General features: G+C 45.6%; 12 protein-coding genes and 1 tRNA gene. 7 read left to right on the top strand and 6 right to left on the bottom strand.

The annotated features are described in order from the left end of the window. The first annotated feature begins 128 nt into the window (after nt 1–128). The 3 genes from A37S_RS0102675 to A37S_RS0102685 all read left to right on the top strand — a co-directional run bounded on the left by A37S_RS0102675 (nt 129) and on the right by A37S_RS0102685 (nt 2,295). Nucleotides 129–674, top strand: a complete 546-nt coding sequence (locus A37S_RS0102675; protein ID WP_028295663.1) for a hypothetical protein — start codon at nt 129–131, stop codon at nt 672–674. Between the two features lie 136 nt (nt 675–810). Beyond that, entirely contained in the window at nt 811–1,434 is a 624-nt protein-coding gene (gene yihA / locus A37S_RS0102680) for a ribosome biogenesis GTP-binding protein YihA/YsxC (protein WP_028295664.1), read from the top strand. Between the two features lie 6 nt (nt 1,435–1,440). After that, nucleotides 1,441–2,295: a UbiA-like polyprenyltransferase gene (locus A37S_RS0102685; RefSeq protein ID WP_028295665.1), complete on the top strand. Its 855-nt coding sequence runs from the start codon at nt 1,441–1,443 to the stop codon at nt 2,293–2,295. A gap of 29 nt (nt 2,296–2,324) precedes the next feature. Here A37S_RS0102685 and A37S_RS0102690 read toward each other — a convergent pair whose 3' ends face one another. Further along, on the bottom strand, nt 2,325–2,852 hold the full coding sequence (locus A37S_RS0102690; protein ID WP_028295666.1) for an RBBP9/YdeN family alpha/beta hydrolase: 528 nt from the start codon (nt 2,850–2,852) through the stop codon (nt 2,325–2,327). Nucleotides 2,853–3,126: 274 nt separating this feature from the next. On the opposite strand from A37S_RS0102690, the gene A37S_RS23320 reads away from it, so the two are divergent. From A37S_RS23320 to A37S_RS0102710, 4 genes are all read left to right on the top strand, one after another. Then, complete coding sequence (locus A37S_RS23320; RefSeq protein WP_036601018.1) at nt 3,127–3,687, top strand: RNA polymerase sigma factor; 561 nt, start codon at nt 3,127–3,129, stop codon at nt 3,685–3,687. Further along, nucleotides 3,680–4,489: a HEAT repeat domain-containing protein gene (locus A37S_RS26035; protein WP_028295667.1), complete on the top strand. Its 810-nt coding sequence runs from the start codon at nt 3,680–3,682 to the stop codon at nt 4,487–4,489. The genes A37S_RS23320 and A37S_RS26035 overlap by 8 nt, the downstream gene beginning before the upstream one ends. A 28-nt stretch (nt 4,490–4,517) precedes the next feature. Next, nucleotides 4,518–5,486, top strand: a complete 969-nt coding sequence (locus A37S_RS0102705; RefSeq protein ID WP_028295668.1) for a hypothetical protein — start codon at nt 4,518–4,520, stop codon at nt 5,484–5,486. A 116-nt stretch (nt 5,487–5,602) separates the two neighbouring features. Beyond that, a tRNA-Ser gene (locus tag A37S_RS0102710) sits at nt 5,603–5,692 on the top strand. 252 nt (nt 5,693–5,944) lie between these two features. Here A37S_RS0102710 and A37S_RS0102715 read toward each other — a convergent pair. The 5 genes from A37S_RS0102715 to A37S_RS0102735 form a co-directional block, all read right to left on the bottom strand. After that, complete coding sequence (locus A37S_RS0102715; protein WP_028295669.1) at nt 5,945–7,993, bottom strand: M3 family metallopeptidase; 2,049 nt, start codon at nt 7,991–7,993, stop codon at nt 5,945–5,947. A 164-nt stretch (nt 7,994–8,157) separates the two neighbouring features. Further along, nucleotides 8,158–8,811 (bottom strand): hypothetical protein, encoded by a 654-nt coding sequence (locus A37S_RS0102720; protein ID WP_028295670.1) that lies wholly within the window; start codon nt 8,809–8,811, stop codon nt 8,158–8,160. Nucleotides 8,812–8,932: 121 nt separating this feature from the next. After that, on the bottom strand, nt 8,933–9,940 hold the full coding sequence (locus tag A37S_RS0102725) for a hypothetical protein (RefSeq protein WP_157278341.1): 1,008 nt from the start codon (nt 9,938–9,940) through the stop codon (nt 8,933–8,935). Between the two features lie 64 nt (nt 9,941–10,004). After that, a complete protein-coding gene (gene porK / locus A37S_RS23330; RefSeq protein ID WP_051292666.1) occupies nt 10,005–11,336 on the bottom strand; it encodes a T9SS ring complex lipoprotein PorK/GldK in 1,332 nt (443 codons plus the stop codon). Between the two features lie 273 nt (nt 11,337–11,609). Further along, on the bottom strand, nt 11,610–13,961 hold the full coding sequence (locus tag A37S_RS0102735) for a polysaccharide biosynthesis tyrosine autokinase (RefSeq protein ID WP_028295672.1): 2,352 nt from the start codon (nt 13,959–13,961) through the stop codon (nt 11,610–11,612). Between the last annotated feature and the right edge of the window lie 20 nt (nt 13,962–13,981).

The raw sequence follows: 13,981 nt of genomic DNA on the forward strand, positions 1-13,981 counted from the left end.
AAAAAACCAGTAAATTACGCCGTAAACGATCGTCAAAATACCAAAAAACAGGTACATAAAACTCACATATATTTCACTACATTTGACCAGTTAACATTTAATTTTTCACCTTTTTAAACTTTAAATCAATGAAAAAAAGCTATTTTCTAGGTCTCGTTATGGCTTGTGCCATTTCTTTTGGTCTCACAGAGCGCCTAGCGGCTCAATCGCCCGTCAAGCTGTCTATAGGCCTCGAAGGCGGTATCCCCACGGGAGATGCAAGTGACATATATTCTGCAGCTGGCGGAGTGAGCCTGAACGTTCGCGTTCCTCTCCCCCTGACCAATCTCGATGTCATAGGTTCCGTCGGCTACCAGCAATGGTTTGTTAAGGGCGACTTCAAGGACACATTTGAGAATTTAGGATTCAATATCAGCAATTTTGGCTTTCTGCCCATAAAGGCGGGACTTCGCTATGGCTTTGGCTTCACACCCTTGTATGTCAAATTTGACCTTGGTCCGGCCATCACGATCAAGGAAGCCATTGAAGGTGGCGATAGCGGCACCGCTATGACCTATTCTCCTGGCCTCGGTGCCAAACTAGGGCCTTTGGAAGCCGAACTGAAATATGACATATATAGCAAGGACGGCACGCAGTCCTTCGTTGGCCTCAAGCTATCCTATTATTTGTTCTAATCATAGCAAAAGCAAGTCCGCTGCTCCATCCAAAAGCGGCAGACTTGCCTTTTCTTTCTTCCTTTAGTAAAATATTCTGCCAATAATCCCTTCCGTCTATCACGAGACTTTACGTTATTTATGTAACTTTGCCCACATGATAAAAACGGCAAGTTTTGTATGCAGCAATTCCAGGGTAGATAAACTTCCGGCAGCCGATAAGCCCGAATACGCGTTCATTGGCCGCTCCAATGTAGGCAAATCGTCGCTCATCAATGCCATCACCAATCATAAGGGCTTGGCAAAGACCTCCCAAACACCTGGTAAAACGCAGCTCATCAATCACTTCATTATCAATAATGAATGGTACATTGTGGATCTTCCAGGCTATGGATATGCCAAGGCTTCCAAGACAAACAGGGCACAGTGGGAGAAATTCATTCGGAGATATCTTAATCTAAGGGAAAATCTGCAATGCGTATTTGTACTGGTAGACAGCAGGCTATCTCCACAAAAAATAGACCTGGACTTTTGCTATAACCTGGGCGAATGGGCCATTCCATTTGTTTTGGTCTTTACAAAGGCCGACAAGCAATCGCAAGCCAAGTCGAAAAAAAACATGGAAGATTTTTTCACGGCCCTTTCCGAATGGTTCGAGGAAATACCTCCCCATTTTCTTACTTCTTCAGAAAGCAGGTCGGGCTGCGACGAGATAACCGCCTTCATAGAGGATATCAATACGCGTTTCAATAGCGCCGCTGCACCTGACACCAACGATTAACCTTAAATGAAGAAGTATTTTTCCCTAGTGCTCTTTGCGCACAGCATATTTGCTCTACCCTTTGCTATCATTGGTTTCTTCCTTGGCCTGTCTACCACCGAGCATACTTTCAGCTACAAGCTTTTTTTGCTCATGCTCCTCTGCATGGTGACCGCTAGAAATGCCGCCATGGCTTTTAATAGGTATCTCGATAGGGATATCGATGCGCTCAATCCCCGAACGGCACAGCGCGATATTCCGGCAGGGCGCATCAGTGCCAAGGGTGCGCTGACCTTCACCATCGTCAACTGCCTGTTGTTCATCACGGCCACTTACTTCATCAACACCCTGTGTTTCTACCTTTCCCCAGTAGCCTTGTTCGTGGTATTGTTTTATAGCTATACCAAACGTTTTACGCCACTGTGCCATTTGGTATTAGGGGCTGGCCTTGGGCTTGCACCCATTGGAGCCTATATGGTCATTACCGGTCAGTTTGCATTGGTACCTGTGCTGTATGGTTTTTCGGTGCTTTTCTGGGTGGGTGGCTTCGACATCATATACGCCCTGCAAGACGAAGAGTTTGACCGCCAACATGGGCTCAATTCCATACCCGCCTATTTCGGCAAGAAAGGTGCACTCCGCATTTCCGAGATCATGCATGTACTCTCGGCCATATGTGTCATTGCCCCTTATTTCATTTTGCAATTGGGCTACTTGTACATGGTAGGTCTTGCGCTATACTGTGGCTTGCTGATCTATCAGCACCGCATAGTAAGCCCCAAAGATCTCAGCAAGGTGGATAGGGCCTTTATGACTACCAATGGCATTGCCTCCGTGGTATTTGCCTCTTTCTTTCTTCTGGATATTTACTTTTTAAAATGAGACGCGCAACTTTCGTTACCCGACTTTCTTTACTCCAGTTTTTTCAATAGGTCCAGTCCTTGTGGCCATTTACCATAGCCGGCGTCCCCATTGATATGGCCAGCCTCTCCTATCCGTTTTAGTGTACTTCCCCAAGAACGAGCAAACAACTCGGACTTTTCCACCGACAGCCAAGGATCATTGTCACTCGCCACCAAGAGGGAAGGGAAAGGCAATTTTTGTAGGGGAATGGGGGTAAATCCCGTGCCTGGAAAGTTTTGCGCAGTGCCTGCTATATCAGCTGGAGCAACCAGCATAGCCCCTTTCACGATAGGATGATATTTGGCTGCCCAATGCACTATCGTAATACAACCTAAGCTGTGCCCAATCAAGATCGTTTGCGAAAGGTCCAACCCAGAGACCGTTTCCTCTAAACCTTGCACCCATTTGTCGCCATCCGGTCTGTCCCAATCCCCTTGTATTACACGCCTCACCGGAGAGAGCATTTCTTCCCATAAGCTCTGCCAATGCTGTGAGCCGGAGTTGCCGAGTCCCGGAACAATAACATATTGAATCATATATGAATGGAGCTAAATTTATCTGTAAAGATAGCAAGATTTACGATTTCCTTTCTGGCTCTCAAGCTGAGCCACGGCTTTTACTTTCTTTGCAAACGCTGCACGAAGATCTTGTACAGACGTAATATGTTACGTCTCTACAGACAAATCACACCCCACAACTGAAAACTCACAACTATCTTGGTACTTAGCAAAAAATAGTAGATTAGATGCAACATTATACTTCCAAAAGCGACTTACTAATAGAAACGGATAAAAAAATATAGAGAGCCCTTTGCGATCGATAGGTAAAATAGATGACAACGAACTGATAGCCATGTGCCTGGCGGGCAATGACCTGGGCTATACGGAGCTGTACCACAAATATGCCAAGAGCGTGTACAATTCCATATGCCGTGTCATCTCCCATACGGGCGAAGCAGAAGACATTCTGCAGGAGGCTTTTCTACTGGCGTTCGAAGATATGGAACGCCTGCAAAATGTAGCCAGCTTCGGAGCTTGGATCAAGCGGATTGCCATCAATCGTTCCATCTCGCATTTGAGAAAGCGGAAAATACAATTTTCCGATGTGGAGCAGGTAGACAAGGCGGATGAAGAAGTATATGACATGGAAGAAAACATCTTGTTCGATTGCAAGGTGGAGGACATAAAAAAAGCGATAGCACTATTGCCAGATGGCTATAGGACCATTGTGAGTTTATACCTCTTTGAGGAGATACCTCAAGAGGAAATAGGTAGGATGCTGGGCATCTCGCACAACACGGTGAGGACACAGTACCATAGGGCCAAGAAAAAAATAGTGCAAGCACTGAAGGAGAAAACATATCATGAATGATCCATTAAAAAAAATTATAAAGGAAAACAGGGAGGTATTTGACCATTTGGAAGCCCCAACAGGAGCCTTGCAACAAATACTGGCCAAGCGAAAACAAGCAAGCACAGAGCCAAAACGCCGCTTGTTGTCTAGCGGGATAGGTAAATGGCTGATAGCGGCCTCTGTCCTACTGGCTTTGGCACTGACCTATATCTTGTACGACAAAGGTGTATCACGAGGAGAACTGGATAATCTGCAAAATGGCATAGCCCAAAAGGAAACTCCCGCTATTACAGGCAGCCCGGCAATAGAGTCCCCCAGTGCAGAACTGAAAGAGGTGCCCCAGATAGTCCATGCCGCAAGTAAGGTACCGGTAACGAAAAAGCCCAAGAAGCAGGCAAGTCCTCAACCAACAGCGGATGAATTGGAGGAAGCAGGACGCTTTGCCCAACTGACCGATAGCAGTTCAGCCAGTATACGCTTGGCCGCCATTCTGGATATAGAGAAGTCCGGCCGTATGAACGATCAGACCCTCGAGATGCTCTCCAAGACCATGAACGAAGATGCCAACAGCAATGTACGTCTGGCCGCTTTTGATCTATTGAGCCAGTATGCCTACGAACCAAGCGTGGCCGACGTGTTCATCAAATCGTTGGCCACGCAGGACGATCCACTGGTACAACTGAGCCTCATCAATCTCTTGGGCAATGTGGACAATCAGGAGGTAGATGAAACACTCTTTGCGCTGGCCAACGACCCAGAAACATTTACCGCGGTGAAGGACGAAGCCTATGCCGTACTATTAAGTCAAAACAAATTATAGAAAAGAACAATAAAAAACAAAAAGCGATATGAAAAAGCAACTCATCACATTGGCCATTCTCCTATGTACCAGTCTGTCCGTTTGGGCACAGAAAGAATATAAGCTAGCAAAAAATACAGGGAAACTCATACTCAACCTCAACGGTGCTACCATAGAGGGCTATGATGGGAAAGAAATCGTTTTTATAGACGAAAAGGCAAAAAACGAAGTAGAAGATGAACGAGCAAGAGGATTGCGTGCCATAAGCGGTTCTGGTATCATTGACAACACGGGGCTAGGCATCAATGTCACGGAGAGCGGACAAGATGTCAAGGTCAATCTGGTAGGAAACGGAAGAGAAGACAACATCTTTAAAATACTAGTTCCTAGTCAAATGGACATTTCATTTGCTTATGAGAATGCCATGTTCGGTAGACCCATAACTATCCAAGACATGAAAGGCGAAATAGAGGTGTCCGTGCGTTACAACGAAATAAAACTTGTCAATAACAGTGGTCCCATGAATATCAAGTCTATGCATGGCGGTATCGATGCTTCTTTTGAGGAACCTATAAAAGGCCCCATCTCCATGATTTCCGTCTACAATCATGTAGACGTTTCTTTACCTACTACTACAAAAGCGAATGTAGAACTGGGCACTAGCTACGGCAAACTATATGCAGCAGACGACTTTAAGATAGCTGTCCTTCCAGAAGATAAAGCCGCCAAGGAGAAAAATGCGACCAATGCCGTGGCGATAAGTGGCAGTGGTACTTATTCTAACACGTCGAGAGCACTCACGGTGATTAATAGAAAAGTAAACAACTCGGATTCTACAAACACAGCCAGTGCACCTATTACCGTGGTTAACGGAGAGATCGTCAATCTCAAAGACAATCCCTATTTTACAATAATAAAAACTGGGGACAACATCAAGGGCACGATCAACGGAGGCGGTCTCGATTTAATTCTCAAGTCAAACCACAACAACGTTTACCTCCGCACCCCGAAAAATTAGGCATTGCAAAAAATAACTATATGAATTTGAAATATATAAGGGCTTAGTAAGCAAAAAAAGCATATAGTCATTTGAAAAAACCATTTTTTGTATTAGGTTTGCAGTCCCAAATGAGGGGTGAGGTGCCTGAGAGGCCGAAAGGAACAGTTTGCTAAACTGTCGTACTGGAAACGGTACCGCGGGTTCGAATCCCGCCCTCACCGCCAACGCAAATGAATGATGCCCCGACTATTTGTCGGGGTATTTTTGTTTGTGGCCTTGCCAAACTTGTTTGAGCAAAAGCATCAAACAAAAATATACAAGAGCGAAGCGAACAGCATTCATTTGCGTTGAAGCCACCCCCCTCACGGGATGGCTGCGGCCAAGCGTGCGGGGTTGTGCGACGCAGCCAATCCCCCTCCTCCCAACACTCATATTCCACCGCGCCCCCCTCCAAAGGGGGATAGGTGCCTGTCTCGCTATTCGGCATTTTCTGTCAAGGAATCCGCTATGAGGCCAGCCCGCTTCAACAACGCCTCCACATGCGGCTTTCTCCCCCTAAAATCCACATATAGCGTCATCGGATCCTCCGTGCCGCCCTTGGACAACAAGGTCTTGAACTTGTCAGCCACATCTTTGTTAAATATCCCCTTTTCCTTGAACAACTCAAAAGCATCGGCATCGAGCACTTCCGCCCATTTGTAGCTGTAATAACCAGAAGAATATCCACCGGGAAATATATGCGAGAAGGAGGCGCTGAGGGCGGTATCGGGCAGGTGCGGGTATAACCGTGTATCCTGCAAGGTAGCCAGCTCAAATTGCTCCATGTCGACCTCTTTGGTCCATTGATTGGTATGGTAGGCCATGTCCAGCAGACCAAAGCTTAGCTGCCGCAAGGTTTGATAGCCCTCCATAAAATTGGCTGCGGCGATAATCTTGTCTATCTTATCCCCATCCAATGGCTCGCCAGTTTGATAATGCTTGGCAAAGGACCGCAAAAATTCCTTCTCATAGCAGAAGTTCTCCATAAACTGCGAGGGTAGTTCCACAAAGTCCCAATACACATTGGGGCTAGCTAAACTTTCATAGGTGGTATCGGCCAATATGCCGTGTAGCGCATGGCCAAACTCATGAAACAGGGTAGTCACCTCGGTGAAGGTAAGCAAAGAGGGCGCCTCACCCGTAGGGCGCGAAAAATTGCAGACAATAGAAACATGGGGCCTTAGGTTTTTGCCTTCAATACGGCACTGCCCCTGAAAGCTGGTCATCCACGCCCCTGGTCGTTTCCCTTTTCTCGGATGAAAATCGGCATACAATAGTGCCTTATGCTCCCCAGCTTCAAGCACCTCATATACCTGCACCTCGGGGTGATAAACAGCAATATCATTCCGCAAGCTAAAGGTTAGACCATACAGTTTATTGGCAGCGTCAAACGCGGCATTCAGCACATTTTCAAGAGAAAAATAGGGTTTCAATTCCTCTTCGGAAAAGCTAAAGCGCTGTTCGCGCTGCTGCTCGGCATAATAGGCATGATCATAAGGCATCATTGCTTCGATGCCCTCCTTTCTGGCCATTTCCTGTAGCCCTTGCACTTCCTTAATGGCAAAAGGCTTAGCCTTTAGCAAAAGCTCGCTCAAAAAGTCAAGTACCGCATTTGGATTGGCTGCCATGCGCTCTTCGAGTACAAAGGAAGCATGGTTTGCATAACCAAGCAGCTGTGCCCGCCTATGCCGCAAATCCACCAGCTTGCGCACGACACCGGCGTTGTTGAAGTCATTGTCTTTGTAGGCACGTTTGCCTGCCGCCAGGCTGATCTGCCTACGCAGGTCCCTATTCTTGGCATACTTCAAAAGAGGAGTCATGCTAGGGAACTGCAGGGTGAATACCCAGCCCGGCAGCTCGCGTTCTGCGGCCTCGGCTGCTGCCATAGCTTTGATAGAGGGCGGCAAACCTTCCAGATCGCGCTCGTCTTCCACATGAAGGAAATAGGCGTTTGTCTCTTGCAGCACATTCTTGCTGAACTGAACCTTCAATTCGGCCAACTGACGGTCTATCTCGCGCAAGATTTCCTTATCGCTATCGTTCAGTAAGGCACCATTTCTTGCAAATCCCTTGTAGGTCTTATCCAAAAGACGCCATTCTTCCGTGCTGAGATTATCATTATTCGCCTGTTCATAGACTTGCTTTACGCGCTCAAACAGGGCTTCATTCAGCTGTATGTCATTGGAGAAAGCCGCCAGCATGGGCGATAGCTTTTGTGCAAGGTCCTGCATGGCATCGCTGGTTTCGGCCGAGTCCAAGTTGAAGAAAATCTCGGCTATTCGTCCAAGCTTCCTGCCCGATTGCTCCAGGCGGGCAATAGTATTGGCAAAACCGGGGGCCTCTTTGGAAGCTGTAATGGAATCAATTTCGGCTTTAGCCTCGTCCATTGCCTGCTCTATCGCAGGCAAATAGTCCGATAGCTGGATCTTATCAAAAGGCACACTGTCAAAAGGTGTCCCATAAACGTTCAATAAAGGATTGTTCATGGAAACAAAGATAGGAGTTAGATGTGAGATATGAGACTCAAACTAATTTGCCAATGGATTAAAAAACCGTCCCAGTCAGATGAGTTAAGAAATAAAACCACGGGGGTATGGTAAGGATTATAATAAAGAAGGTTTATAATTGGCCAAGCAGCCATTATATCATATTAATAAACGATTCTGTAGTGGATACCTACATTAGCATTGAGACCTATCAAAAATTTCTTGCCAGCGCTGGTCCATTGATCATACAGCATATCGTAGTGGTACAAACGATCCTCCGCTATTTGGTTAAACGGTGTAATCTCCACTTTCTTCAAAGGAATAAAAAATCCGAAGTTGGTCGTTATAGTAAATTTGTCGTTGATGTCCAGCGACTTCAAACCTATACCTATATAAGGAGCCAAATCCGTAAACTTCAAATTATAATATTCGCTATCATCATCGTAATAACGATCGATATTATTGGAGAAATAATAGCTCAGGCCGACCGACACATATCCTTTTTTAGCCAAGAAGCCTTCTTTGTCGTAAAGCGGTCGCCAATCTACGAAGGCATTTACATTGGAACGATGTATCTCGGCCCTATTATTTCTATAGCCCGTACTTATCGAACTTATCGGAAAAAAATTAAAGCCCAGCTTGGCATCTATGTCACCCCGCACAGAATATATACCTTCCACGCCAATGCCATGGCTTCCCAAGACAATACCCACGGACGGGGTAGGATTCAAATCGTTGAAATTCCTTATAATCTGTGCTTGCAAGCGTATTGTCCCCACTATCAGGCTAATCGCCGTAACAAGAAATAGTCTCTTCATAACTTGATATAATGAATTGAAATAATCTATTAAAAACAGTTAGCCGGCCATGCCCCATCGATAATGCTCCTAAACACCTAGCAACACACAGCAGCAGCTATTTACAGCTTAGTAAACTCGCTTATGAATCCGTCTCCACTTCTTTTTCAGTGGTTTCCTTTACTTTTTCTTCTTTTACTTTCTTGGCCTTGGGTGCTTTTGACTTGGGTACTTTTTGCTTAGGATCTTCACTTGGCAATACCAAATTATCCGCATTGATACCTCTTGGATTTTTCCAGGTACTTTCTTTCAAAGCATCGATTTTCGCCTGTATCTTTTCAGATTCGGCTTCCCTGTCTACCACTTCGCCGGGCAGGGCCACTTGTTGTTGCCCACGAGGAGACGATTCACGTATGATTGTGCTAACAAACTTACGTTGCACCAATACATCATCCATGGTTACGTCGAAGAGTCCCACATCAGGATCCGAAACGTCTACCTGCGCTAGCGTATAGCGCAATTGAGGATAGTATAGCCAAAACGCTGGTGTAGAACCAATTGACTCCGCCAATTCTGCCGAGGAATTGATATCCATCAAGGGAGCAACACCTATAATACGTGTTTCTATGGTACCACGCACTTTATCAAGAAAAATATCTTCCTTGAGCCTAAATTTAGTTACCCTGTTTGGGTCAAATTCATTAACGGCCATCTGTGCATCAATCTGATTCCCCTCGTCATCAAAGATAGGCACCAGTACGGAATCCGCAAATTTTGCTTCCCCAGCCCTAGCGGTGAGCTTGGTTTTGAAGGCATCGTCTTCATAAGGAGTGAGCTTACCTTCCTGAATACCCTTCATAATGGCTCCCATCATCGTATAATCCTGCATGGCAAAGATATAATTGACGGTATCCTTTAAATCGATGTCCCTATAAATCCTTTTATAGAAACGAATATTTTTGGTATCTACCTTAGGAAACGGGATAGGCTTATTGTCCGAAAGATCAATAGCATGGTAATAACCGTCCATTTCCGGGATGGTATCTGTATCGAAACCATTCACTGAAGGAATGGAATCCAAGATCAACTCCTGAGCGCGAACAGCCATCGCGCTTAAGCCAAGAAGTCCTAATAATACTAATTTTTTCATCTTATTGATTCTCTTTATCTTTGTACGAAATACCTTCTGTACGAATTAAACGAACGATTGTTTATTATTCCAGTTTATATTTTCTAGTTTTCACTTGTTCCGTTGGCAGCTCAATGGCCGACATGACGCAACGGAAACCGATATAAGAACGCGGCATATCCTGTTCTTCATAGGTTCTGGCATCGCTATTCAACATGTTTCCATTATCTTTCCAAGAACCTCCACGTACCACCTTTCGTTTCATCAAGGGATTGGCATCATCGGGAACGTCATATAACAATACCGGGTTCAAGTCGTTCACAAAAGCCGAAGCAGAAGGGCTATAGGCGTCCATGGTCCATTCGGACACGTTTCCTGCCGTATTATATAGGCCAAAAGCATTTGGAGTGTACGATTTGACCGGCAAGGTGAAGGTGGAACCATCGCGGGAATAAGTACCTTCTCCCTGCTTGAAGTTGAGCGCCAATTTCTCTTTGCCCGTTTTCTTATCTTCAATGGTCTTCTTGGTCCTATCAATCGTATCCGCTGGGTCGATTTTACCTTCCGCCGCATACTGCCACTGCACTTCGGTAGGCAAACTAAAGACAAGGTCAAAATCGCGCAAAACGGGATTTTTCTTCATTTCCTTAGCCAGCTGAATTCCTCTCCAATCGGCATAGGCCCTAGCCTGCTTCCAAGTTACCCCTACCACGGGATTATAATCGTAGATTTTATTGGTGAAATAATTTTGATCCATCACCTGCATCTGTGAATTCGGGAAATCGGAAGACCATACCGTTTCTTTTGGCCATACGCTAATGGTATCCATCACGTATTCACCCGTATTGCCGCCAGCCATTCGAATATAGTACAAGCGGTACTTCGCCTTTTCGGGATCCAAAACCCTTCTAGTACCTTTCATCATGGTCATTGGCAACAGTTTATCACGTTCTTCTGCTGTTCCCTTTTCCCAAAGTGGGGATTTACTGCCCACCTTGCTCCAATTGATAAAGCGGCGCCCAGAATCGGCCGCAACCGTATTGCCCTTGGGCTGTATGAAATAAGAATCATCTTGGAGGTAATCCGTTATGGCCACCGAATCGGCCACCCAGTTTACAAACGTACGGTATTGCAAGTTGTTTACTTCCGTTTCGTCAATGAAAAACGCACTGACACTGACGTTGCGGTGCACCGCACTGCTGTCGTCAATCCCCTTATACAAAATAGTACCAGAAGGAACGTAAACCATGCCTGGAGGCGCTGGCAAGGCCGTTCCTCTATAAGCCACGGTATTAGGCACCTCTGTGAACTTATTGGTCTTACAGGCCCCCGCGGCTAACAAGGCAGCTACGATGAGCAAACCGCCCCATCTCTTCAGTTTAGAACTACCTAAGGAAGTAGTATAACGTCTATTCATATTATTTTAACATTAAAGCAAAATCCAAGTCAAATTATTAAAAATCAACAGCAAAGATAATCAAATCACTACAAAACACAAGCCAAAAACGGATTTGCCTTTTTAATTTTTAAAAAAAAAGCCAAAATCCCTCATTTATAGCTCCTCACACAATTACCACCCAATTTTGCGAGGCAAAGATAAACAAAAGATTGTTTCAAATACACGACATTAAAAAAATACCCATTATCTGGTATCATGGCGAAATGATTCAGCTAGTCCTTACAAAATATTTCATCCCTGATTTTTCTTAAACCAGGATTTTTTTCGCTTTTTTTCAGTCTCTCCATAATAGCCATAGCCATAGCCATAATAACCATAGTAGCCGCCATCTTCCTGCTTCACGTCATTGAATACCAAGGCCATATTTCTCAATTTGCCCGATTGATAAAGTTCATCGATCAGCTTCAATAGATCGAGCGGCGAGTGATTGGCACGTACCATATAGAGGGTAGCATCCGCATAATGGTTGAGCAGCTGGGCATCCGTTACCAACCCAATGGGCGGCGTATCGATGACAACCATATCGTAATTGGCCTTAGCCTCTTCCATCAATTGCCTCGTTCGGTCGTTTACAATGAGCTCCGAGGGATTGGGAGGAACGGGGCCACTACCGATATAATCCAGGCCGTCCATATGGGGCACCGGATAGGCCAATTGCGCCAAGTTCAGTGAACGGTCTACGATGTAGTTGGTAATACCCTGCTGCTGTTTGCGTTGATTGAAGTGCTCGCTCAGCTTGGGCCTGCGCAAGTCGAACTCCATCAGTAGCACTTTTTTGCCCGCATAGGCCAATATATGGGCCAGATTGAGCGCGGTGAAGGATTTTCCCTCACCGGGCATGCCCGAGGTAAGCATCACCACCTTGGCTCCTTCGGCCGTGAGCATAAAAGCTAGGTCGGTCCTTAAGCTCCGAAACTGCTCGGCCAAGGCAGAACGCTTTCCCGCGAAATCGATCAGCGTATAGTCTTCCTCCTTATGGCTGATTTCGGCTATGACGGGGGCCGTGGTACGCTTCGTAATGTCCTTGCGTGTACGTACCTTATTGTTCAAAAGCTCTTCCGCCGCTATTTTTCCCGCCGGTATTAAAAATGCGATAATAAAGGCCATGGTCCAAAAGCTGTCTGGCTTTTTTGAGATGTTTGCTCCTCCCCTTGCTGGTTCAATGATGCGGATGGAGGTACCCCGAGCACTATTGGCCACGGCCACCTCTTCCCGCCTCTGCAATAAAAAAAGGTACATCTCCTGTGCCAATTGCTGCCTTCGCTCCATATTGAGCAATTCGCTACGTTCTTTTGGCACCTGCCGCACATCGCCGGCAAGGCGGTTTACCGTAGCCTGTATATCCCGGCGATTGACGATCAATCGATTTTCGGTATTATTCAGGTATTCCAGTATGTTTTGCCGCACTTCTTCCAATTGCTTATCGATGTTGAGTATATTCGGATGATCGGGCTTATAAGCCAAGAGCGAACGCTCGCGTTGCAGCAAGAGGTCATTGTATTGGTGTGATAGATTGGCAAAGCCTCCATCCTCTTCCAATAGTACCCCAGGCACAAAGCGTTGCACCTGGCCGCTGCTTAAATTGCTCTTCAGTTCCTTTATCAGACTGAGGCGATTTTCCAGTGATATCAGTTGCTGCGTATAAACATTTTGGTTTGACAAGAGCATACCCGACTGAGCTTGTAAATTGGCTAAGCCTCTTTCCTGCATATAGCCTTGAATGGTGCCTTCCAACTCCGTCAATTCTTCATTCACCTTGAGGATGCGGTTGTCAATAAATTTGATGGTACTGTCCGCTATACGACCTTTATCCCTACTGTCCTGATAGATGTATTCCTCAATCAACTGGTTCAGAATATATGCCCCCTTTTCGGGAACGGGGCTATTAATGAACAATTGCATAGTAGAAGTCCCTTTGGGTACCAAGGCGGAAAAATTGTTGCCAAATTGGCCAGCAGTGGCCCATACCGAGTTAATAGCAATTTTGTACTTCAATCCAGCAGATAATGACTCTTTGGGCGTCAGCACATAATGATCTCCTCTAGGAAGGCTAAAGGAATCGCCAAAACGAATCTGCCTTACAATTTCTTCCTCCCCTTCCAGATATTCCAGTTCAAAGGCTTCATTACTTAAAGGCACGACCGTAAAAGACACCGACTTCATGGAATCGGCCGGCTTATCCACAAACAATTGCATGGGCGCATTGAATATTTCCTCTTCCTTGAGCCGCCCTTTCAGGTACCAAAAAATATTCAGGCGCTTTTTGATCACCAATTGCTGCATTAGGTAACTGCTACGAAAAATTTCCTCCTCCGTAGCCATTTTTGTACCAGACTCAGACAAAAAACCCATAGAAGCCGTCCCTCCGGCATAGTTTTCATTGCTTAGGCGTACCTTAGCCAAGGATTTATAGAGTGGCTTCAATTCATAGCTGACGTAGTAGTAAGTATAGGATAAACAGATGACAAGTCCAATCGTCAATAAGGGCCATAATTTCAAATACCTTCTGCCATAATACTTAAAATCAAAGCCCGAACCATTCTCTTCCACCCAAGCACTATTTTCCATTATATTATCCGCCATTTAATTTCCTCCAAATAATG

Origin of the sequence: Olivibacter sitiensis DSM 17696 (assembly GCF_000427965.1) — a bacterium.
Lineage (GTDB): Bacteria > Bacteroidota > Bacteroidia > Sphingobacteriales > Sphingobacteriaceae > Olivibacter > Olivibacter sitiensis.